The organism is Terribium retamae (genome assembly GCF_022347545.1).
Taxonomy (GTDB): domain Bacteria; phylum Pseudomonadota; class Alphaproteobacteria; order Rhizobiales; family Rhizobiaceae; genus Mesorhizobium; species Mesorhizobium retamae.
The window spans coordinates 1-23173 of the sequence record NZ_JAKREW010000057.1; the positions used below are offsets into that span (position 1 = coordinate 1).

19 protein-coding genes are annotated in these 23173 nt (G+C 62.9%); 7 read left to right on the plus strand and 12 right to left on the minus strand.

Features of this window, described 5'->3' with window-relative positions:
• Window positions 1-328: 328 nt before the first annotated feature.
• The 4 genes from ggt to galE all read right to left on the minus strand — a co-directional run bounded on the left by ggt (window position 329) and on the right by galE (window position 5964).
• Window positions 329-2074, minus strand: coding sequence for a gamma-glutamyltransferase (gene ggt, locus L4923_RS27970; protein WP_239370382.1), 1746 nt, complete (start codon window positions 2072-2074; stop codon window positions 329-331).
• A 199-nt stretch (window positions 2075-2273) separates the two neighbouring features.
• Window positions 2274-3446, minus strand: a complete 1173-nt coding sequence (locus tag L4923_RS27975) for a dipeptidase (protein WP_239370383.1) — start codon at window positions 3444-3446, stop codon at window positions 2274-2276.
• Between the two features lie 154 nt (window positions 3447-3600).
• Window positions 3601-4851 (minus strand): D-amino acid dehydrogenase, encoded by a 1251-nt coding sequence (locus L4923_RS27980; protein ID WP_239370384.1) that lies wholly within the window; start codon window positions 4849-4851, stop codon window positions 3601-3603.
• A gap of 114 nt (window positions 4852-4965) precedes the next feature.
• Complete coding sequence (gene galE / locus L4923_RS27985) at window positions 4966-5964, minus strand: UDP-glucose 4-epimerase GalE (protein ID WP_239370385.1); 999 nt, start codon at window positions 5962-5964, stop codon at window positions 4966-4968.
• A gap of 268 nt (window positions 5965-6232) precedes the next feature.
• On the opposite strand from galE, the gene hemA reads away from it, so the two are divergent.
• Window positions 6233-7510, plus strand: a complete 1278-nt coding sequence (gene hemA / locus L4923_RS27990) for a 5-aminolevulinate synthase (protein WP_239370386.1) — start codon at window positions 6233-6235, stop codon at window positions 7508-7510.
• A 120-nt stretch (window positions 7511-7630) separates the two neighbouring features.
• Window positions 7631-9169 (plus strand): SecDF P1 head subdomain-containing protein, encoded by a 1539-nt coding sequence (locus tag L4923_RS27995; protein ID WP_239370387.1) that lies wholly within the window; start codon window positions 7631-7633, stop codon window positions 9167-9169.
• A 13-nt stretch (window positions 9170-9182) separates the two neighbouring features.
• Here the strand turns inward: L4923_RS27995 and L4923_RS28000 are convergent, their stop codons facing one another.
• Complete coding sequence (locus L4923_RS28000) at window positions 9183-9644, minus strand: Lrp/AsnC family transcriptional regulator (RefSeq protein WP_239370388.1); 462 nt, start codon at window positions 9642-9644, stop codon at window positions 9183-9185.
• A 132-nt stretch (window positions 9645-9776) separates the two neighbouring features.
• Here L4923_RS28000 and L4923_RS28005 point away from each other — a divergent pair, with 132 nt between their 5' ends.
• The gene (locus L4923_RS28005; protein WP_239370389.1) at window positions 9777-10769 is read left to right on the plus strand and encodes an ornithine cyclodeaminase family protein; all 993 of its coding nucleotides are present in this window, start codon (window positions 9777-9779) and stop codon (window positions 10767-10769) included.
• 156 nt (window positions 10770-10925) lie between these two features.
• Here the strand turns inward: L4923_RS28005 and L4923_RS28010 are convergent, their stop codons facing one another.
• The 4 genes from L4923_RS28010 to mscL form a co-directional block, all read right to left on the minus strand.
• Window positions 10926-11198, minus strand: coding sequence for a hypothetical protein (locus L4923_RS28010; protein ID WP_239370390.1), 273 nt, complete (start codon window positions 11196-11198; stop codon window positions 10926-10928).
• 207 nt (window positions 11199-11405) lie between these two features.
• The gene (locus L4923_RS28015; RefSeq protein ID WP_239370391.1) at window positions 11406-12497 is read right to left on the minus strand and encodes a branched-chain amino acid aminotransferase; all 1092 of its coding nucleotides are present in this window, start codon (window positions 12495-12497) and stop codon (window positions 11406-11408) included.
• 95 nt (window positions 12498-12592) lie between these two features.
• On the minus strand, window positions 12593-13771 hold the full coding sequence (locus tag L4923_RS28020) for a pyridoxal phosphate-dependent aminotransferase (protein WP_239370392.1): 1179 nt from the start codon (window positions 13769-13771) through the stop codon (window positions 12593-12595).
• A gap of 109 nt (window positions 13772-13880) precedes the next feature.
• A complete protein-coding gene (gene mscL / locus L4923_RS28025; protein ID WP_239370393.1) occupies window positions 13881-14303 on the minus strand; it encodes a large conductance mechanosensitive channel protein MscL in 423 nt (140 codons plus the stop codon).
• 215 nt (window positions 14304-14518) lie between these two features.
• Here mscL and L4923_RS28030 point away from each other — a divergent pair, with 215 nt between their 5' ends.
• Window positions 14519-18013 carry a hybrid sensor histidine kinase/response regulator gene (locus L4923_RS28030; protein WP_239370394.1) on the plus strand — a complete coding sequence of 1165 codons (3495 nt, stop codon included), beginning with the start codon at window positions 14519-14521 and terminating at the stop codon, window positions 18011-18013.
• Window positions 18014-18023: 10 nt separating this feature from the next.
• Here the strand turns inward: L4923_RS28030 and L4923_RS28035 are convergent, their stop codons facing one another.
• The gene (locus L4923_RS28035) at window positions 18024-18683 is read right to left on the minus strand and encodes a response regulator transcription factor (protein ID WP_239370395.1); all 660 of its coding nucleotides are present in this window, start codon (window positions 18681-18683) and stop codon (window positions 18024-18026) included.
• Between the two features lie 301 nt (window positions 18684-18984).
• The gene (locus tag L4923_RS28040; protein ID WP_239370396.1) at window positions 18985-19416 is read right to left on the minus strand and encodes a hypothetical protein; all 432 of its coding nucleotides are present in this window, start codon (window positions 19414-19416) and stop codon (window positions 18985-18987) included.
• Window positions 19417-19565: 149 nt separating this feature from the next.
• Between L4923_RS28040 and L4923_RS28045 the strand changes: the two genes are divergently transcribed.
• Genes L4923_RS28045 through L4923_RS28055 form a run of 3 tightly spaced genes read left to right on the plus strand, consistent with a single transcriptional unit; the run spans window position 19566 to window position 21952 of the window.
• Window positions 19566-19916: a DUF952 domain-containing protein gene (locus L4923_RS28045; protein ID WP_239370397.1), complete on the plus strand. Its 351-nt coding sequence runs from the start codon at window positions 19566-19568 to the stop codon at window positions 19914-19916.
• Window positions 19913-20989 (plus strand): quinone-dependent dihydroorotate dehydrogenase, encoded by a 1077-nt coding sequence (locus tag L4923_RS28050; RefSeq protein ID WP_239370398.1) that lies wholly within the window; start codon window positions 19913-19915, stop codon window positions 20987-20989. Before L4923_RS28045 ends, L4923_RS28050 begins: the two co-directional genes overlap by 4 nt.
• A 9-nt stretch (window positions 20990-20998) precedes the next feature.
• Window positions 20999-21952, plus strand: coding sequence for a phosphoribosylaminoimidazolesuccinocarboxamide synthase (locus L4923_RS28055; protein WP_239370399.1), 954 nt, complete (start codon window positions 20999-21001; stop codon window positions 21950-21952).
• A 27-nt stretch (window positions 21953-21979) separates the two neighbouring features.
• Here the strand turns inward: L4923_RS28055 and L4923_RS28060 are convergent.
• Window positions 21980-23173, minus strand: a 1194-nt coding sequence (locus L4923_RS28060) for an MATE family efflux transporter (RefSeq protein WP_425531026.1), incomplete at its 5' end; no start/stop codon positions are given.

Here is a 23173-nt window from a genome sequence, read left to right on the forward strand (position 1 = left end):
CCGGCTTGTTGCCCCCCCGCCCCAACCCCCCAGCTAAAACCCCCCCGGGGGGCGGGGCGGGGGGCGCAGGGGCAGGCAATCGCCTCCCCTGCGCCCTTTCTGTTTGTGGCGCGGGTGCCGCCAACCCCTTCTCCCCTTGTGGGAGAAGGTGGATCGGCGCGCAGCGCCGAGACGGATGAGGGGTGTTGGAAGAAACGAGAGCTAGACGAATTATATTTTATAACACGGGTTCATCTGAAATCGGGAAAGTTGCACTCCGTCCAACACCCCTCATCCGGCCCTCCGGGCCACCTTCTCCCACAGGGGGAGAAGGGGACTGCTGCAGCCCTCAGTACCCTTGCGCCTCGCCTGCAACGGCGCGGCTGTCGATGGCGCCATTGTAGCGTGCGCCGCCGCCTTTCTGGATCTCGCCCAGGCTGCGGCCGCCGACCAGGATGCCGGCCGCCTGCCCCCAGGTCTTGCCCTCCGCCGCAATGCTGAGGCTATAGCCCATTCCCGCCAGCAGCTTCAGCGTGTCGGGCGACAGGCCGTTGTCCTCGACATAGAGCGTGTCGGGTAGCCACTGATGATGGATGCGCGGCGCGTCGATCGCTTCCTGGATGTTCATGCCGTGATCGATCACATTCATGATCGCCTGAAGCGTGATGGTGATGATGCGCGAGCCGCCGGGGCTGCCGATCACCATGAACGGCTTGCCGTCCTTGGAAATAACGGTCGGGCTCATCGAGGACAGCGGCGTCTTCTTCGGCGCGATGGCGTTCGCTTCACCCTGCACCAGGCCATAGAGGTTGGGCACGCCCGGCTTCTGGGTGAAGTCGTCCATCTCGTTGTTGAGCAGGATACCGGTACCATCCGCCACCACGCCGGCACCGAAAGCGCCGTTCAGCGTATAGGTGACGGCGACCGCGTTGCCGTCCTTGTCGATGATCGAATAGTGCGTGGTTTCCTTGCTCTCGCCGAAGCCCTGCGGCATCAGGTCTTTGGACACACCGGCGCGGAACGGATCGATCTTGGCGCGGATTTCAGCCGCATAACCCTTGTCGATCAGCTTGGAGACCGGGTTCTGAACGAAATCCGGGTCGCCGAGCGCCGAGTTGCGGTCGACATAGGCATAACGCATCGCCTCGGCCATCAGGTGCACGGTGTCGGCCGAACCGGCGCCGAGGAAACCGATCGGATAACCTTCGAGCACGTTGAGGATTTCGCAGATGATCACGCCGCCGGAGCTCGGCGGCGGCGACGAGACGATCTCGTAGCCGCGATAGTTGCAGGTGATGGGAGCGAGTTCGCGAACCTTGTACTGCTCGAAATCCGCCTTGGCGAGGATGCCACCCTTGGCGCTCGAGGCCGCGACGATGGCATCGGCGATGCCGCCCTTGTAGAAGGCGTCGGCACCTTTATCGGAGATCGTAGAGAGCGTAGCGGCAAGGTTCGGCTGGACCAGCTTTTCGCCGATGCCGTAGGGCTTGCCGTCCGGTTTCAGGAAGATGGCGGCGGCAGCCGGGTCCTTGGCCAGCCGCTCGGCATCGGAGGCGAGCGCTGCAGCATCGCCCTGCTCCAGCGTGAAGCCGTCGCCGGCGAGCCGGATCGCTGCGGCCATCAGGTCGGGGCGCGGCAGGGTTCCGTATTTCTCGCGCGCCATCTCCAGGCCGGCAACGGAACCCGGAACGCCGACAGCCAGGTAGCCATCCAGGCTGGCGCCCTTGATCGGGTTGCCGTCCTTGTCGAGATACATGGTCTTCGTCGCGGCAAGCGGCGCGCGCTCGCGGAAGTCGAGGAAAGTGGTCTTGCCGTCCTTGAAGCGGATGGTCATGAAACCACCGCCGCCGATATTGCCGGCGATGGGATAGGTGACGGCGAGCGCGTAGCCGACGGCGACTGCCGCATCGACTGCATTGCCGCCCTTCTTCAACACCTCGATGCCAGCCTCGGTGGCCAGGCGCTGCGCGGTGACGACCATGCCGTTTTCGCCCTTGGCCGGCGCCGGCGAAGCGGCAATGGCGGGCGCAAGCGGCGCGAAGGCAAGCGCTGCGACAAGGCTGACGGATATCAGCACATTGCGGATTGGTTGCATGACCATTCTCCAGAGATACCCCCGCCCTGGTGTGATGATTCACGACGGGACCAATGACTCGCCTCAAAACCGTTTCGACGCAACCCGCCATGTGCGGGAAATAATCGGCACAACAAGGAACGGAACGAAGCTGGACCTGAAGAGCGTGCTTTCGCCGGCGTTCCGGAACGGCGTGGATGAAACGGAACGCGCCAGAACCTTAATCCGGTAGGTTTTCAAGCAGGAAACGGATAGCGTTGCCACCCATCGCCTTGCCGGTGTCTGCATCGCCGAGGCCAGAGGCCAGCAATGCGTCGGTGACCTGGACAAGGCCGGTCGTGTCGAACGGTGTGGTGACAGCGCCATCGAAATCCGAACCGAGCGCGACATGGTCGATGCCGGCCACGCCGGCGGTGTGGCGGATCGCCCTGGCGACCGCGGTCGCATCCTTGCCGCAGATGGCGGTTTCCCAGTAGCCGATGCCGACCAGCCCGCCCTTGGCAGCCAGCGACCGCAGTTGATCGTCGGACAGATTGCGGTTGTTGTCGCAGGTGCCCTTAACCCCGGTGTGCGAGATCACCACGGGACGCTTCGAGACGGCAAGCGCGTCGTCGATGACGGCCGCCGAGGCGTGGGCAAGGTCGAGGATCATGCCCTTTTCCTCCATGCGGCGGACCATCTCTCTGCCCTTGTCGGTCAGCCCGCCCTTTTCGACGCCATGCGCGGAGCCGCCCATCTCGCTGTCGAAGAAGTGTGACGGCGACATCATGCGAAAGCCGGCATCGAAGAGGACGTCGACATTGGCGGGATCGCCTTCCAGCACATGGGCGCCCTCGATGGCGAGCACGCCGGCAACGAGGCCGGGCTCGACCTTGCGGCGCTCCAGGAAGCGGCGGAGGTCGCGTTTCGACCGGACGACGACGAAGTGACCGTCGGAACGCGCCGCCATGTCGTTCAGCCTAGCGGCCTGGTAGAGCGCACGTTGCTTGAGGCTGAAGATCGCCGAGAGCGGCCAGCGCTGGCCGATCGCAAGCAGCGTGATGTTGTCGGTGTCGCCGTCGGTGCGCTCGATGTTCTGGCCGCGCGGCGATTTGCTCACCACAGCAAAGACCTGCAAGGCGACGTTGCCCTCGCTCAGTCGCGGTATGTCGACCTGGCCGCGCGTGCCGCGCGCCAGAAGGTCCCGACCCCACAGCAGCGGATCGGCGTGCAGATCGGCGATCGTAAGGCTTTCGTGCAGAGCCTTGGCTCGGTCCGACGCGGTATAGGGCGGCGGGTTCATCACGCCGTTCATCGCCCGCTCGACGCGCGCCGGCAGCACGAAGAAGAAAAAGCCGAGCCCGGCGGCGAGCAACACCACCAGCGACACAAGAATGATCTTCAAACGCCGCATCACAACCTCACCGCTACAAGGCAATCCCGACGAACGATTTTGCCGGCATTGCCGAAGCGGCGATCATTTCCCGGCAAGACCGGGAAGTCGAGGCGGCCGCATCACAACCGGAAGGTTCTCAACCGCTTTAGCCGGGTAATGCTTCTCTGCCGGCCTACCCCTTGTAGACCAGGCCCTGCGGGTCGATCTCCGGCTTGCGGCCGGCAACGAGATCGGCCAGGAAGGCGCCGGAGCCGCAAGCCATCGTCCAGCCGACATGACCGTGTCCGGTGTCCAGATAGAGGTTCTTGTATTTGGCGCGGCCGATGACCGGCACCGAATTCGGCATCATCGGCCTCAGGCCCGACCACAGCTCGGCCTTGCTCTCGTCGAAGGCACCGGGGAACAAGTCCTTGGCCGTCCGGAACATGGCGGTAAAATCGCGTGGGCGATAAGTGCGGTCGAAGCCGGTGAATTCCGCCGTCGAGGCAATGCGCAACCGGTTGCCGAGCCGCGAATAGGCGATCAGTTGGTCCTCGTCGGCCCCTCCCATCGTCGGCCCCTTGCTTTCGTCTTCCAGCGGCACCGTCGCGGTGTAGCCTTTGACCGGATAGACCGGCAGGTCGATGCCGTAACGACGGCCGAGCAAACCACTTTCCGGGCCCATCGAGATCACCACCGCATCGCCTGAAACCGGGCCGCCGGACGTCACCACGTTGCGGACGGTATCGCCCTCGATATCGAGTCCTTCGACCTTCGTGCCGAAAAGGAACTTCACGCCCAGCCGCTCGGCAGAGAAAGCGGCCAGGTTTTCGACGAATTGGCGGGAATCTCCGGTCTGGTCGATCGGCGAATAGACGCCGCCGGCGATCTTGTCCTTTGCGCCTGCAAGTCCCGGCTCAAGTTCGACCAGCCGATCCCGATCGACGATCTCGATCGGGAGGCCGTGTTTGGCTAGGAACTCGTAATTGGAGGTGCCGTGCTCGAGACTCTTCTGCGTGCGGAAGAAATAGAGGATGCCGCGGCGGCGCTCGTCATAGGACAGGCCCGTATACTGCTGCAGCGCATTGATGCAGTCGCGCGAATAGAGTGCCAGCCGCAGCTTGACCTCACTGTTGGCGCGCAGTCGCTCCTGCGTGCATTGCCTGAGGAACCGAAGGCTCCAGGCAAGGAAATAAGGATCGAAGCGCAACCGTACCTTGATGCCGAGATCATGGTTGTAGAGGGCCCGCAGGAAGGTCTTGAGCGCGGCGGGAGAGGCCCAGGCGGTTGCATCCCCCGGGGAGACCAGGCCGGCGTTGGAATAGCTCGTGCCCCGCGCCGCCGTCTCGTGGCGCTCCACGACGGTGACTTCGTGGCCATCCCTGGCCAAGTAATACGCTGCCGCCGTGCCGACAACGCCGGCGCCAAGAACCACGATCTTCAACGTCTGCTCCCCGATCTCGCCGTCAGCTCAACGGCGATGCCGTCCTCATAGCGGCAATCGCCCGCCATTTCGAGCCTCTAGGCGGTGGGCCAGGCGTGCCGAATCTTCAAGGATTCAGCCGCGGGCAGAGTTCTTGGTGGCCAGAATCCGCTCCCATTCGAGGGCATCGCGCACGATCAGGTCGAGATCGTCGCGGCGCGGCGCCCAGCCCAGTTCGCCACGGGCCAGATCGGCATTGGCGATGACGGATGCCGCGTCGCCGGGGCGGCGCGGTCCCATGGTGACGGGGAAATCGCGACCACTGACGCGGCGCACCGCCTCGATCACCTCAAGCACCGAATAGCCGTGGCCGTAACCGCAGTTGGCAACAAGGTTGCTGGCGCCGGCACGCAGCCGCTGCAGAGCCAGCCGGTGCGCTGTGACGAGATCGCTGACATGGACGTAATCGCGAAGGCAGGTTCCATCCGGGGTTGGATAGTCGGTGCCGAAGACCTCGAGCGAAGGCCGCTTGCCAAGCACAACCTCGCTGGCCACCTTGATTAGATGCGTGGCGCGCGGCGAAGCCTGTCCGGTGCGGCCCTTGGAATCCGCGCCTGCGACGTTGAAATAGCGCAATGCCGAATAGCGCAGGCCGTGGGCGGCGGCGGCATCGCGCAGCATCCATTCGCTCATCAGCTTGGACATGCCGTAGGGCGATTCCGGCATGGTGGTAGCATCCTCGGTCACCGGTTCCAGCCGGCTGCCGCCATAGACCGCGGCGGTCGAGGAGAAGATGAAGTTCGGAACCCCGCCACGGACCGCCGCCTCGATCAGCGAGCGGGTCTTGGAGGTGTTGTTCTCGTAATAGGCCAGCGGATCGGCCACCGAATCCGGGACGATGATGGAACCGGCGAAATGGATGATGGCATCGATGCCATGCTCGCGAATGATTCTGGCGACAAGATCCTTGTCTCCGACATCGCCGACAACCAGCCTGGCTTCCGGCGCCACGGCCCAGTCGAAACCAGTCGACAGCCGGTCCAGAACGACGACCTCCTCTTCGCCGGCATCGAGCAGTTCCCAAACCATGTGACTGCCGATATAGCCGGCGCCACCCGTCACCAACACGGCCATCCGGCCACTCCCCTCAAAAAACTGCAAACTGTCTCAGTCGCAGCATTGTTGCAGACGCTAGCCGGAAAGCCTTAAGAAGCAATGTGACTGCTTTTGTCATTTTGCAGCGCTGCCTTTGATCCATATCAAGGGAATAGGTCACAGACCGTGTTCGTTAGCTTTGGTTCAATGGACATTCATGAATTGGGCGTGGCATTTTGACCAAAGCTGGTCCATGGACGCCGGAGGGGCCTGTGACTATTATCCGCGCGCAAATTGGGAAGCACAGATGAACTATCAGCGGTTCTTCGAGGAAGCGATCGACCAGCTCCATGCGGAGCGCCGCTACAGGGTATTCGCCGACCTGGAGCGCATTGCGGGCAAGTTTCCGCGTGCGATCTGGCGCTCCAATGGTCGCGCCCAGGAAATCACCGTCTGGTGCTCCAACGACTATCTCGGCATGGGCCAGCATCCCGACGTCATCGCCGCAATGCAGGCAGCTGCCGGCGGCATGGGTACGGGTGCAGGCGGAACACGCAACATTTCCGGCACCAATCATCCGCTAGTCGAACTCGAGCTTGAACTCGCCGACCTGCATGGCAAGGAGGCCGGTCTGGTCTTCACCTCCGGCTTCGTTTCGAACGAAGCCGGCATCTCGACCATCGCGCGCCTGCTGCCGAACTGCCTCATCCTGTCCGATGAACTCAATCATGCCTCGATGATCGAGGGCATCCGCCGTTCGGGCGCCGAAAAGAAGATCTTCCGCCACAATGACGTAGCGCATCTGGAAAGCTTGCTGCAGAGCGCCGGGCGCGAGCGCGCCAAGCTGATCGTGTTCGAGAGCGTCTATTCGATGGATGGCGACATCGCGCCGATCGAGGCGATCGCCAACCTCGCCGACAAGTACAACGCCATGACCTATATCGATGAGGTCCATGCCGTTGGTATGTATGGCCCACATGGCGGCGGCATCACCGAGCAGGAAGGCCTGGTTGACCGCATCGACATCATCGAAGGCACACTCGCCAAGGCGTTCGGCACGCTGGGCGGCTATATCACCGGCCCGCGTGCCGTCATCGATGCCGTGCGCTCCTATGCGCCGGGTTTCATCTTCACCACGGCGCTGCCGCCGGCCATCGCAGCCGCGACGACAACCTCGATCCGCCACCTCAAATCCTCGCAGGTCGAGCGCGATGCGCAGAAGCGTCAGGCTGGGCGAACCAAGCAGGTCCTGGCCGATGCAGGCCTGCCGGTGATGGATTCGGCCACACATATCGTGCCGGTGCTGGTCGGCGAGCCCGAGCTTTGCAAGATGGCGAGCGACCGCCTGCTTGGCGTACACGGCATCTACATCCAGCCGATCAACTATCCGACCGTGCCGCGCGGCACCGAGCGGTTGCGCATCACACCAACGCCGTTCCATGACGATGCGCTGATCGATGGCCTGCGTGACGCATTGGTCGAGACATGGGACGCGCTTGGCATTCCCTACGGCTCCACCGGCCGCCCGGCCGTCACCGAAAGCGAACGTATCATCCCGCTTCTGGTGCCGAAGTCTGGCGGCTGACGGGCGCTTCAGGGCTGCTGCCTAAGCCTCATCGGAAACAGTGTGTACTGCCGCCGCACGATGGACAGCGCTATGGCGGCGTGTCAGGTCTAGGCTGAAGCTTTTGACCGGACACACGGCATGCCAATTCACACCATCGATCATAGACCCTGGCTTCGGTCGTTGGTTTGGCTTGTTCTTACGCTGAGTTGCTATCCCGGCTTCGCTGGTGTGGCACATGCCGCGGAAAGCGTCACCATTCCCGGCTACCTGCCGGAAATCGGCAAAATCGCAACCTATCGCATCGAGAAGACGACCGAGACCGACATGTCGTTTTGGTCCGACAAGCCGGAAGCTGACTCGATGGTGATGCGCGGGGATTTCCGCCAGCAGACCGCTGTCGTTTCGCGCAGCGACAAAAGCATGCGGGTGCAGTGGGCGCTGTCGCCTGTGCTGCCGCCGGCAGCGCAGAGCACTGCGGACACCTACGCGATGAACCCCCAATATGCGAATTCGCTCGCCGCCTATGGTGTGCAACTGCTGGAGCTGGAGACCGATCTGACAGGTTATCCGACGGCATTGGTCGGAGCCGACCAGATCGTCGCCCATATGGAAAGCCTCATCGCCGCACCCGGCCCGGGCGGTGCAACGGTCCCGGCCGACAGTGTCGCCAGCCAGATGGTTCAGGCGGTCAAGGACAATCCGCTCAGGGTCGTCGAGGCCCTTATCCCCGAGATCAATGTGCTCTGCCTGGCACAGGCATCTGAGGAAGCCACCAGCGAGGTCGGCAGCACCTGGTCCGTAAAAGACGAAACAGCTGTCGGCGAGGGTATCGTTCCGATGACGTCGATATGGACATTCGAGTCGACCGATGCTGCCCGGCAAACCGCCACCTTCAGCGTGAGACAAAGCTTCGACAGCGCTGCCATGCAGGCGGCCATGAAAACGACGATCGACAAGGGGCTTGCAGCTTTCGGCGACCGCGCGAAGCAACTGACCAGCGAGCAGATGGCGCGGGCCCGGGGCGCGCAGAAGTCCCGCAACTTAACCCTGATCGTGTCGCTGCAGGACGGTTCGACCGTGGAAGCGTTGGACAGCCTGACGGTGGAGACCGGCGGCATCAAGTTCACCAATGTCACTCATATCTGGCGCGACGACCAGTTGCCGGTGCTGCCCAAACCGCCGGCCTGGAATGCCAAAAGCGTTTCGGCCCAAAGCGTCAGTCCACTGGCGCAAACCACGACACTGCCTTCCGACCTGGAAAAGCTCAGCAGCGAACCTGGCGCGAAATCCACCGCGCCCGATGAACAGCAAAACGCTGCCGAAGCCATCGGAAGCGGTCAATCCGGAACCGACAGCAGTTCCCCCGCCGCCATTGCTCCGCTCTCGCTCGAAGTCTTGAACGCTCAAAGCGTCCTGGATCCGCTCAATGCCCAGCCGGCGGTAAATGTCGTGCTGACATCCACCAGCGCCAAGGCTTTCGGTGACTTCACCCGTGCCGCAATCGGAAAACAGACCCAGGTCCTGATCGGCGGAAAGGTAGTCCTGGAGCCCGTGGTCCGCGAACCTATCCTTGGTGGCACGCTCACAATCAGCGGTCTCGATACCGAACAGGCAAAGGCCATTGAAAGGCAGTTGCTGGCCCCCGGTGCAACAATCACCGTGCGGCTGGCCCCTTAGACTGTCCCGGGCGTCACAGCGGCAGCAACGCGTCAGGTTTCACATCCCCGATGGACGCATAGGAGTGCGTTTCCCTAACGCCTGGAAGAGGCAGGATGACCCGCTGCAGAAACTCCTGAAACGTCGCCATGTCCGCGATCCGCGCCTTGACCAGATAGTCGAAACCGCCAATCACCATGTGGCACTCGATGATTTCGGGCGCTTTTGCAACAGCCTCCGCGAAGCGGTCGAAGACGTGCGGTGCAGTGTGATCGAGCCGCACTTCGATAAAAACGAGCGTCCCGCGTCCGATCTTCAAGGGGTCAAGCACCGCGCGGACAGCACGGATAAAGCCTTCGCCGAAAAGACGCTTGATCCGCTGTGATGCGCCGGTGGGCGACAGCCCGACGCGTTGCGCGAGTTCAATGACGGTCCGGCGACCATCCTCTTGCAACAAGGCAAGCAGCATCCGATCGATACGATCCAATTCACTCATGTTGAAGTCGCACTTTCATGGATTTCGATGCGTGATAATCACGCAAAAACATCGAAATCAATATATTTCATCACACCTGATTGTCGCAATACGGTTGGAAAATCACTATCAACCGGAAGAAGGCAAGCCATCATGAACAGCATGCAAACTGCCTCGAGCAATCTCGACAAGGGAGAAATCAAGGTCCTCTCGCTGAGCGAAGCAGAAATCAAGGAATGTATCGACCTTCGCAAGTTGCTGGATGCACTGGCTGACGGATTCAGAGCGCTTTCCGACGGCCGTGTCGTCAATCCAGCGCGACCGCAACTGGATATTCCCGATGCAGGCTATGCTCTGGCGATGCCGGCCTGGATGAAGGGCAAATATTTGACCGTGAAACTGGTCAACGTGTTCGAAGGCAATATCGGCAAGGGAATTCCAAGCCATCTCGCAACGATACATCTCTTCGACCCCGAGACAGGCGCGCCCGTTTGCATCATGGATGGCACCTACATCACCGCTGTGCGGACGTCTGGATCGGCAGTGCTCTCGGTTCGGGAACTTGCCCGGCGTGATGCCAAGATCGCAACGCTGGTGGGCGCCGGCGTGCAAGCCGGCCAGCACCTTCGCCTGTTGCCACTCGTTCGCGACTTTCAGGAAATCCGGCTCTTCTCCAAGGATTTTGCCGATGCAAAGGCGCTGGCTTCACGGCATGCGGGCGTCGTGGCCGTGGAAGACCTCGAAGCCGCGGTACGCTCCTCCGACGTTGTATGCCTCGCAACGCACTCCTATACCCCCGTGATATCGGCAGGGTGGATTCAGCCCGGAACGCATGTGTCGTCGGTTGGCGTCGCACCACCCGGCGGGGAGCTTCCGATCGATTTGATCGCTCGTGGCGATCTCTTCGTCGAGACACGCGATTCTTTCCTGCCGACACCGGTGGGTTGCTGCGAACTTGCCGGCATCGATCCCCAAGCAGGTACGGATCTCGGTGCGATGCTGCTAGGCCAGAGACCCGGCCGAACCTCAGATCAGCAGATCACGATATACAAGGCGATGGGCGTCGCCATGGAAGATATGATGGCAGCGGATCTCGCCTATTGCGAGGCTAAGCGCCTGGGCGTGGGCCAGACCATATCGCTTTAGCTTTTCAAGTTTCATCAACCAGAAATGGACATGAGAACCATCAAGCTGCGCGTTTGGATGGACGCGCAGTTCCTTCACTTCGATCGAGACCAGCCGAAGCTTTCGCCAGGGGGCGAGCGGTTTCGTCCTGCTCGGTGGCGAGGGTAATGCTCGGCGTCAGGCGCTTCTGCGGCGCAGCATGAAGAAGGCCAGCCCACCCGCGACCAGACCGCTGATGGCCCATTTGTAGGGCAGCAGGTCGGCGGTCTCGCTGCGGATGGCGCGCACCGCGACTGTACCGGGTTTGGTCTCGACGGAACCATTGCCGGCTGCGATCTGCTCGGGCGAGACCACCCATTCCGCACCGATTTTCTTGTCGTAATACATCAACCCGAAACCGACGATGACGGCGACGATTAAAGCCACGACGAGTCTTGGGACGAACGACATATCAAACTCCAAAGCATTTAAAATTCAGAGCAATTCCAGAAGAGAGCAGCTGCGGCTGTGCGTCCGGAAGTGCAAGAAAACAGAGAACTGGAACGTTTCCGCGAAAATCGGAAACGCTCCAGGGCGCGTGTTCGAGAAAGGCCGGCAATCCAGGTCACCTGCCCAAACGCCGAGGTCTGAGCCGCCCCTTCGATTCAATCCAGCGTGTCAGATGCTGCGCATCCAGCCGTGATCGTCCTTGACGGTACCGCGCTGCACGCCGACCAGTTTGGCGCGCAGCTGCGAGGTGACTTCGCCGTCGCCGCTGTTGCCGATCGAGAACGAGCCTTCGCGGAATTTCACTGTGCCGATGCCGGCGATGACGGCGGCGGTGCCGCAGGCAAAAGCCTCACGCAGCTTGCCGCTCTTGGCATCGGCCTGCCACTCGTCGAAGCCGTAGAGCCGCTCTTCGACCGTATAGCCGGCTTCCGCCGCGAGTTTCATGATCGACGCACGCGTGATGCCGGGCAGGATGGTGCCGAGCGGCGGGGTGATGATGCGCTTGTCGTCCATGACGAAGAAGACGTTCATGCCGCCGAGTTCTTCGATCCAGCGGCGCTCGGCCGCGTCGAGGAACACAACTTGGTCGCAGCCGTTGCGGGCCGCCTCGGCCTGGGCGATCAGGCTGCCGGCATAGTTGCCGCCGCACTTGGCGGCACCGGTGCCGCCCGGGGCCGCTCGGGTGTAGTCGTCCGAAACCCAGACGCTCACCGCCTTGTAGCCGCCCTTGAAATAGGCGCCGACCGGCGAAGCGATGACGCAGAAGATGTATTCGGTGGCGGGACGCACGCCGAGGAAAGCCTCGCTGGCGAACATGAAGGGGCGCAGATAGAGGCTGCCGTCGCCTTCGGGCACCCAGTCGGCATCGGTGCGTACCAGGGTCTCGACCGCCTCGATGAACAGATCTTCCGGGATCGCCGGCATCGCCATGCGTTCGGCCGAGAGGTTGAGGCGGCGCGCATTCTCCTCAGGCCGGAAGAGCGCCAGTCCGTCCTGGGTCCGGTACGCCTTCATGCCTTCGAAGATTTCCTGGGCGTAGTGCAGCACGGCTGCCGCCGGATCGATCGAGAAGGGCGCGCGGGCGCGAACCTGCGCATTGTGCCAGCCGCGCTCCACAGTCCAGGTGATCGTAACCATGTGGTCGGAGAATACCTTGCCGAAGCCCGGATTTGCCATCAGCGCGGCACGCGCCTCCGGCGAGGTCGGCGAGGCATGCGGGATCAGTTCAATGCGCGGCTTTGCAGTGGTCTCGGCAGTCATCTGACGTACTTTCCTCAAGCCGCCTCGTGGAGCGGCAGAACTATCGCCTTCTCAGAGGCACGTAATAATATTGCTCGTAACAATCTTGCGCGAAATTACAAGCGCCGCGTCCAGTCGGCGATACGGATCGCGGCTTCTTCGAGCTGGTCCAGGCGGCGCAGGAAGCACAATCTGAGGAACTTCTCGCCTCCCGCACCGAAAGCCGTTCCGGGCGCCAGGCCGACATTGGCATGGTCGACGATATCGAACGCCGCTGCGCGGGAATCGTTCACGCCGTCGATGGAAAAGAACAGGTAGAAGGCGCCGGGCGGGACGGCGAAACGCACCTTGCCGGTCTGCCCGAGGATGCCGCAGACAAGGTCACGCGCCTGGCGCGCATGCGCGACCTGCCGAGCAACGAAGGCATCGCCCTCATCGAGGGCCGCCACCGCACCGCGCTGCATGAATTGCGCCACACCCGAGGTCGAATACTGGATGAGGTTTTCAAACACCTGCTGCAGCGAAGGATGCGTCTTGATCCAGCCGACGCGCCAGCCGGTCATCGACCAGTTCTTCGAAAAGCTGTTGACGAACAGGATGCGGTCGTCGTCGCGCATGATGTCGATGAAGGACGGCGCCCGTCCGCCATCATAGTGGAACAGCGCGTAGATCTCGTCGGCGATGATCCAGAGGCCCCTGGCGCGCGCCAGCTCCAGAATCGCCTGCAAGGTCTCGCGATCGGCGGTCCAGCCGGTGGGATTCGACGGCGTGTTGACGAAGATCGCCCGGGTGCGCGGCGTGATGGAAGCCGCGATCTTCTCGACATCGCAGGACCAGCCCCACGAACCAGCAATGCCGGTGAGGTCGAGCACCACCGGCACCGGCACGGCACCGCTGATGCCGGCGGCCGCAGCAAAATTTGGCCAGGCTGGCGACAGATAGATGACTTCGTCGCCCTTGCCGGCGACGGCATCGAGAGCGAGCTGGATGGCGTGCATGCCGGAACCGGTGAGGATGAACTCCTCGGGCGCGAAGGTCTTGTTGAAGTGCCGTTCATAGTAACGGGCCAATGCCTGCCGCACTTCCGGTATACCCTTCTGCCAAGTGTAGAAGGTCTCGCCGCCGGCCAGCGCGCGGCTGGCGGCATCGGCGATGAATGCCGGTGTCGGCAGGTCGCCCTCGCCTGCCCATAGCGGGATCATGCCGTCACGGCCGCGGCCGTGGTTCATCACGGCGACAATGCCGCTCTCAGGCGCGGCACGCGCTTCCGCGCGCAGAGTCTCGAGCAAAGCCATGCGAAATTCCATCCTTGAGCCTGGAGTGCTATCGCGTTTCTCCCGACCCGAAAACAGCAAAACCCGGCCGCAAGCGACCGGGTTCTTGGTCCAGAAGAGGACTGAAGAGTTACTTCCTGGCGAGCAGGTCTCGGATCTCGGTGAGCAGCGCGACATCGGCGGGCGGCGGAGCCGGCGCTTCGGCAGGCTTCTCGCGCTCCAGGCGGCGACGGACATTGTTGACCGCCTTGACCATCAGGAAAATGATCCAGGCGAGGATCAGGAAATTGATCACCACGGTGACGAAGGAGCCATAAGCGAAGACGGCGCCTTGTTTCTTGGCTTCGGCCAATGTCGTGGCTGTCACCGACGACGACAGACCGAAGAAATAATTGTTGAAATCCAGGCCTCCGAAGATCGCGCCGACGATCGGCATGATGATGTCGTTGACTAGCGAGTCCACGATCTTTCCGAATGCGGCGCCGATGATGACACCGACCGCCAGATCCATGACATTGCCTCTGGAGATGAACTCCTGAAATTCTTTCAGCACTTTGTCCTCCTTTTCGTGGTGCCGCGCCACGACCCTCGGCAACCGGCCTCAATGCCGATTCGCTGAACAATAACAAAAACACATCACAGCACGAGCAAAAACGAAACGTAGTGTTGCGATACGTCGGCTGCGGCTCGCATCCAAGGTCGCAATGGACAGTTCCATGAAGCTGTGATTGCCTCGAAGTGACAATTGGTCAGGGAGGAACGTCCGGCGTGCAGGGCTGGTTCATCGTCATCATAGCGCTTGCCTATGTGACGCTGCTGTTCGCGATCGCCAGCATCGGCGACCGGCGCGCTACGGTCAGCGGTCCCGGCCGACCGCGACCGCTGATCTATGCGCTCAGCCTTGCCATCTACTGCACCTCCTGGACCTTCTTCGGTTCGGTCGGGCTGTCGTCGGCTCGCGGCTGGGAGTTCCTCGGCATCTATATCGGCCCGGTGCTGCTGTTCATGTTCGGCTTCCCGCTGCTGTCGCGCATCGTGCGGCTGGCAAAGGCTGAGAAGATCACCTCGGTGGCGGACTTCCTCGGCGCCCGCTACGGCAAGAGCTTCACGGTAGCGGCGATCGCGACGCTGATCGCGACGGTTGGCGCGGTGCCCTATATCGCGTTGCAACTGAAGGCGATTTCCGGTTCGGTCAGCCTGATGGTCGAGCATTATTCCGGTTCGCCGCCGTCCTTCGACCCCTTCGTGTCCGATATCTCGCTGATCGTGGCGATGCTGCTTGCGGTTTTCGCGGTGCTGTTCGGCACCCGGCATGCAGACGCCACCGAACATCAGGACGGCCTGGTGCTGGCGGTGGCCGTTGAATCGGTAGTGAAACTGGCGGCTTTCCTGGCCATCGGCCTGCTCGTCACCTTTCTGGCCTTCGGCGGCCCTGGCGACATGTTCGCGCAGCTCAGTGCCAACAGCCAGGTGCAGCAGGCGATGAGCTACAGCACCTCGCTCGCCACCTGGCTGGTGCTGACGGGCCTCAGTGCCTTCGCCATCGTGATGCTGCCGCGCCAGTTCTACGTGATGATCGTGGAGAACCGCAGCGAGCGCGAACTGCGCACCGCCACCTGGGTGTTCCCGCTCTATCTGATCGCCATCAACCTGTTCGTGCTGCCGATCGCGCTCGCCGGCCTCATTATCGTCGGCGACCGCACGTCGAGCGATCTCTACGTCCTGTCGCTGCCGCTGCTCGGCGGCCATGACGGGCTGGCGATGGCCGCCTTCATCGGCGGACTTTCAGCGGCCACCGCCATGGTGATCGTGGAAAGCGTGGCGCTCGCCATCATGATCTCCAACGACCTCGTCATCCCGCTGTTCGTACGCCGTGTGTTGAAGAACAGCGCGTCGGAAAATGAGGACTGGTCGACGCTCATCCTCAATGTGCGGCGCGGCTCGATCTTTATCGTACTGTTCATCGCGTTCCTCTACTACCGCGCCTCGACCGACAGCGCCCGCCTCTCTTCCATCGGTCTGATGTCGTTTGCCGCGATCGCGCAGTTCGCACCGGCCCTGATCGGCGGCCTGATCTGGCGCCGCGCCAATGGACGGGGTGCAGCACTCGGCATGGTGGCCGGCATTGCCGTATGGGCCTACACACTGCTGTTTCCCTCGCTGGCTGCCCCCGACAATCTCATCGTGAGCCAGGGCCTGCTGGGCATCGAGGCGCTGAAGCCTCAGGCCCTGTTCGGCACGATCGCCGAGCCCCTCAATCACGGCGTGATGTGGAGCCTGTCGATCAACACGCTGTTTTTCGTGCTGGGATCGCTGTCGCGCGTGTCCCTTCCACTGGAACGCATCCAGGCGGCGATCTTCGTGCCGCGCGATGCCAATCCGATGCCCAGCCTGCGCCGTTTCCGCACCGCCACGACGGTGAACGACCTCAAGGACACGATCGGCCGCTATCTCGGCGTCGAACGCACTGAACGCTCGTTCCAGAGTTTCGAGCGCGACAACAACGTCTCCCTGCATGGCAACGAACAGGCCAGCATGGAGGTGATCCGCTTTTCCGAACAATTGCTGGCCAGCGCCGTCGGCTCGTCCTCGGCAAGGCTGATCCTGTCGCTGCTGTTCCGCCGCAACGACCGCGAATCCAAGGATGCCTTTCGCCTGCTCGATGATGCGACGGAAGCCTTGCAGCACAATCGCGACCTCCTGCAGATCGCGCTCGACCAGATGGAGCAAGGCATCACGGTGTTCGACCGCGACCTCCGCCTGATCTGCTGGAACCGGCAATACCGCGCCTTGTTCGACCTGCCCGACGACATGGGTCAGGTCGGGGTGTCGCTGGACCAGATCCTGCGCCATCTCGCCGATCGCGGCGACATCTCGCAGGTGACGCGGCTGACGGCGCTCGACCGGCTGGCCAGTTTCGGTGGTCCCTGGCCGATGGAGCTGAAGACAAGCGGCCGCATCCTGGAATTGCGCTCGAATCCGATGCCGGACGGCGGGCTTGTCGCCACCTATGCCGACATCTCGGCGCGCGTGGAATCCGACCTTGCGCTGAAGCGCGCCAATGAATCGCTGGAACAACGGGTCAAGAGCCGCACCGCCGAACTCACCCGCGTCAACGAAGAACTGGCGCAGGCGCAGATGCTGGCGGAGGAAGCCAATCTCGGCAAGACGCGCTTCCTGGCGGCTGCCGGCCACGACATCCTGCAGCCGCTCAACGCCGCACGACTCTATTGCGCATCGCTGATTGAAAAGGCCGGCAAAGGCAGCGCCGGCCAGGCGGCGATGAACATCGAATCCTCACTGGAATCAGTGGAAACCATCCTCGGTGCCGTGCTCGACATCTCGCGTCTCGACGCCGGCGCGATGAAGCCGGAAGAGACGACGTTCCGGCTCGACGGCCTGCTTCGCCAGATCGGCACCGACTTCAAGCCGCTGGCCGCCGAAAAGCAGCTGAAGCTGACCATCGTGCCGTCGTCGCTGTCGGTGACCACCGACCGCAACCTCTTGCGCCGCCTGATCCAGAACCTGGTTTCCAACGCCATCAAATACACCCGCAAGGGCCAGATCCTCGTCGGCGTGCGGCGGCGTGGTGAGCTGGCCGAAGTGCAGGTGATCGACACCGGCATCGGCATTGCCGGCGACAAGCTGAACATGGTGTTCCGCGAATTCACCCGGCTGGACGAAGGCGCGCGCGAAGCACAAGGACTTGGCCTCGGCCTTTCCATCGTCGACCGCATCGCGCGGGTGCTGAGGCTGGAGATCAGGCTGTTCTCGAACCAGGGCAAAGGCACCCGCTTCTCGATCGTACTGCCGGTGGCGGAGGCCGCCGAAACGGTGCCGGAGGCGAAGCCACGCGCGATCGCCCGCGCCGGCTCGACCCTGGCCGGCCTCACGGTCGCCTGCATCGACAATGACGCCCGCATCCTGGAAGGCATGCGACTGCTGATCGAAGGCTGGGGCTGTACGGTGACGACCTTCTCCGGTTCGGCCGACTTCCAGGCGAGATCGGATAGTGCGCCGCAGCCGGATCTCATCCTTGCCGACTATCATCTCGACGGGGAAACCGGACTTGATGTGATTGTCCGGCTGCGCCGGCATTACCGTGATGCGATAGCAGCGGTGCTGGTGACGGCGGACCGTTCGGGCGAAGTGCGCACCGCCGCAGCCGAACTCGACGTTCCGGTGATCAACAAGCCGGTGAAGCCGGCTGCGCTGCGCACGATGATGGCCCGCGTGAAGCCGCTGGCGCCGGCCGCCGAATAGAGCAGATGACTCAGCCGCCGCCCTGCAGCGGATCGGTGCCGATCTTCGACAGCTGGATCACCGCCTGGGTGCGGCTGTCGACGTCGAGCTTCTGCAGAATCGCCGAGACATGCGCCTTGATCGTCGCTTCGGAGACGCCGAGCTCATAGGCGATCTGCTTGTTGAGCAGGCCTGCGCCCAGCATGCCGAGCACCCGCGTCTGCTGCGGGGTCAATGTCTGCAGGCGCTTGATGAGGTCGGAGATCTCCGGATCGCGTTCGACACCGAGATCGATGCCGGCAGGAGCGGCGATGTCGCCGGCAAGCACCGCCTTCACCGCGTCGCGGATCTCTTCCATGCTGGCCGATTTCGAGATGAAACCGGAAGCGCCGAGTTCAAGTGCCCGCCGAATGGTGACCGGGTCATCATGAGCCGAGACGACCACCATCGGCAGCGATGGGTGAATGCCGCGCAGGGCGACCAGCCCGGACAGACCGCTGGCGCCCGGCATCGACAGGTCGAGCAGCAGGAGATCGATATCCTCATTGGCGGTAACCAGCGCCTTGACGCTTTCGAAGTCGCCGGCCTCATGAATGGCGCCGACGTCGCCGACGCCGACGAGTGCGGCCTTCAGCGCACCGCGAAACAAGGGATGATCGTCAGCGATGACGAAGCTGTAGCCTGCCGGCAAATGGTCCTCCCCGATCCTAGAACAGAATGGATTGAACTCCATTCCGCTCTTCTTTTTGCTTCGTCGCATGACGGCGGCAGATACCGCCTTCTACGTCCGAAAAGTCCGACTTTTCGGAATCATGCTCCGGTCCTCCTCCCGCAGGATCAAGCGGATCGGATTATGCGGTCACGGCTGGCGTTTTCAAGCGGCAAAGACCGAGACGGTCGTTTTCCAACAGGCCTGCCTGCTGGAATAGCGTGCTGGAGGGGGAATGCTGCTCCCCGGCGAGGGACGGCCGTCCAAGCGTTTTCCGGCCAAATCAGGTCTTCTGCAGTCCCGGCTTGGCCGGATCGTTGTCCTTTTCCATATCCTTGACGATGCCCATGAAGCCGCGCAGGAAACGCTCCATGTAACCCATCGTCTTGTTGAATTCCTCTTCGGTCGGCAGCTTGGATTCCAGCCGCGCCGTCAGCGAATTCTCCAGCTTGGTGACGCGCTCGTCCAGCGCTTTGATCGTGCCTTGCAGCCGATCCACTTCGTCCTGGAATGCGGTACGTTCGTCGGCGGCGACACGGCACACCAGCTGGCCGTCGCGTTCGCTGCAGATCGACATCGCGCCGGTCTGGGTATCCATGCGCACGTAACCGTCGTTGGTCTTCTCCAGTTTGTAGCGATTGGCATCCTCGGCAAATGCGGGAGCCGCCAGCAACCCGGCCAACGCGGCTGGAACGATCAGCCTTTCGAAACGCATGGTGTTCTCCTTCAGCCGTTTTGCACAATGTGGCCGCGCTTTGCGCCAGAAATGGGGAAAAGAGTGCGTGCGATCTTTTCCGGCCAGAAATGGGGAGAGCGCGAAGGGGCACCCTTTCCCAGTCGCCACAATCGGACTATAGCGCAGCCATGTCACGATTTATCTACAAGATCGCACCGTCGTCGCTGTGGCAGGAAGCCGAAGCCGCCGGCCGTTTCACCGGGGCGCCGATCGACCTTGCCGACGGGTACATCCATTTCTCGACGGCATCCCAGGTCAAGGAAACGGCGGCCCGCTATTTCGCCGGCCTGGACGATCTGGTGCTGGTAGCGGTCGACGAAACGAAGCTCGGACCAGAGCTTAAATACGAGGTTTCGCGCGGCGGCGACCTGTTCCCGCATCTCTATGCCGAATTCACGCTCGATGTGGTCGCCTGGGTGAAGCCGCTGCCGCTCGACGCCGACGGCAATCATGTCTTCCCGCCGCTGGAGGCCGAATGAGCCTGATCGACCGCATCGGCCAGCAGGTCCTGTTCAGCTTCGACCCCGAGACCGCACACGGATTGTCGATCACCGCGCTTCGCTGCGGCGTGCCGGTGGCATCGCGCCCCCTGCGCGACAGCCGCCTCAAGGTCAGCCTGTGCGGCCTCGATTTCCCGAACCCGCTCGGCATGGCCGCAGGCTATGACAAGGATGCCGAAGTGCCGGACGCGCTGCTCGGCCTCGGCTTCGGTTTCGCCGAAGTCGGAACGGTGACGCCGCTGCCGCAAGCCGGCAACCCGAAGCCGCGCATCTTCCGCCTGACCCGCGACGAGGCGGTGATCAACCGGCTGGGCTTCAACAATGAAGGCCACGACGCAGCCGAAAAGCGACTGCTGGGGCGCAAGGGCCGCGGTGGTATCGTCGGCGTCAACATCGGCGCCAACAAGGACAGCGCCGATCGCAGCGGCGATTATGAGAAGGGCGTCGTGCGGTTTGCCGGGCTGGCTTCCTACCTCACCGTCAACATCTCCTCGCCCAACACGCCCGGGCTGCGCAACATGCAGGCGCGCGAACAATTGGGCGAATTGCTGTCGCGCGTCATGGCGGCACGAGCCAAGGCAACAAGGCAGCCGCCGGTGTTCCTGAAGATCGCCCCTGACCTGGTCGAGGCGGAACTCGAAGACATCGCGGCAGAAGTCGTCGAAAAGGCGGTGGACGGCGTCATCGTCTCCAACACGACGATAGCGCGTCCGACGCTGAAGAGTACCGCCCACGCCACTGAGACCGGTGGGCTATCCGGCAAACCACTGTTCGAGCGCTCGACGACGGTGCTGGCCAGGATGCGCAAGCTGCTCGGGCCGGACCGCGCCATCATCGGCGTCGGCGGCGTCGATTCGGCGGAAACCGCGCTGGAAAAGATCCGCGCCGGCGCCGATCTCGTCCAGATCTACACCGGCATGGTCTATGCCGGCCCGTCGCTGCCCGGACGCATCGTCACCGGCATGCTGCGGGCCGTGGAAAAAGACGGCCTGAAATCGATCCGCGACCTGCGCGACACAAGGCTGGCCGACTGGCTGGCCAAGCCGATCTAGGAGCTCACGATGAGCGTTTCACGCATACTCTCGGACGCATTCATCCCGGAGCTTCCCAACTACTACAAGGGCAAGGTGCGCGAGAATTACGATCTGCCGGACGGCCGTCGCATCATCATTGCCACCGACCGCCTGAGCGCTTTCGATATCGTCCTGGCTTCGATCCCGTTCAAAGGCCAGGTGCTGACCCAGACGGCACGTTACTGGTTCGAGGAAACGGCCGATATCTGCCCGAACCATGTGCTCGATTATCCCGACCCCAATGTCGTCATCGGAACGCGGCTCGATATCCTGCCTGTCGAGATCGTCGTGCGCGGCTATCTTGCCGGAACCACAAGCACGTCGATCCTGACGAAATACCGGAATGGCGAACGGGAGATGTACGGTGTTCGTCTGCCGGACGGGCTTCGCGACAACGAGAAGCTTCCGGAAACAATCATCACGCCGACCAGCAAGGCTTTCGACGGTGGCCACGACGAGCCGCTGTCCCGCGAGGAAATCCTCGAGCGAGGCCTCCTGACGGAAGCACAATGGAATACCGTCGCGGACTACGCCCTGGCGCTGTTCGCGCGGGGCCAGGCCCGCGCCGCGGAGCGCGGCCTGATCCTGGTCGACACCAAATACGAATTCGGCACCGACAAGGACGGCAGGATCGTTCTTGCCGACGAAATCCACACCCCCGACAGCAGCCGCTACTGGATTGCCGAGAGCTACGAGAAGAGTTTCGAAACCGGCGAGCGGCCGCGCAGCTTCGACAAGGATTTCATTCGCGCCTGGGTGGCTGATCGCTGCGATCCCTACAAGGACCCGATCCCGGACATCCCCGCAGAACTCATCCAGCAGACTTCGGAGGTCTACAGGCAGGCCTACGAAGTTATAACGGGGAAAGTTTTTGTTCCCGACCTCTCCGGTGCAACGGTGCTGGACCGGGTCCGCGGCAATCTGCGCCCCTATTTCCCCTGACGCCGGCCGCCGTTGCGGCGACAGTTGCTAGAAAGCCTCGCGTGTCCGCCGCTGCATGATCGCATAGAGGCTGACGCCGCGCACCAGCAGGAACACGTGCAGCGCCGCCCAGAGGCCATGGTTGCCGAAGACCGGTGCCAGCGTTAGCAAGGCGGCCAGGAAGACGAAGAACGACAGCAGCATCATGTTGCGCATGTCGCGCGACCAGGTGGCGCCGATGAAGACACCATCCATCTGGAACGCCAGCACGCCGCTCAGCGCCGTGAAGGCCGCCCAGGGCAGATAGGTGCCGGCTACCGTGCGCACTGCATCCGAAGTCGTGACCACACCAACGAGCGCCGCGCCCCCGAACAGCAGCACCAGGGTCGCCGTGCCGGCCAGCCCGTAGCCCCACCACAGCGTGAGGCGCACCGCGCGCCGGAACGAGCTTTCAGCACGGGCGCCGATGGCGCGGCCGGCAAGTTGTTCGGCCGCCGTGGCGAAACCGTCGAGGAAGTAGCCAGCGATCAGGAAGAAGTTCATCAGGACGGCATTGGCGGCAAGCGTAACCGTGCCGAACTGCGCGCCCTGACGGGTGAACAGCGCGAAGGCAGCCAGCAACGAGAAGGAACGGATCATGATGTCGCGATTGAGCGACATCATGTATTTGTAAGCCGTCCAGTCGAGGATGCGGCTCAAGGGCAGACGTTCGCTGCGCGCAAAGCGCCGCAAAACGATCGCCAACCCCAGCAGCATGGCGCAGAACTCGCCGATCAGCGTTGCCCAGGCAACGCCAGCCACGCCCCAGTTGAGCTCGAGCCCGAGCACGATGCACAGCGCGATGTTGATGCTGTTGAGCACGATCTGCAGGAACAGGCCGAGATTGCCCTCGCCGCGCCCGAGCACATAGCCGAGGATGGCATAGTTGACGAGCGAGAACGGCGCGGCCAGCAGGCGGATACGGACATAAGTGTCCATCGCTTCGCTGACCCGCGCCTCGGCACCCATGAACTTCTGGCCGAGCAGCGACACGACCGGTGCGAGCGCGGCAAGGATGACGCCGGCGACGACGGCGATCAGCACCGCGCGCCAGAACACGGCCTGCTCTTCGGCCGCGGCGCCGCCGCCGCGCGCCGGGGGGCCCCCGGCCGGGGGTGCGGGCCGCCCGGAGGTGTACGTGGGGATTGCCCCCGCGCATTGCCGCCCGCCCGCGGGCCGCCCCCCCCGCCCCGCGCGCGCGCC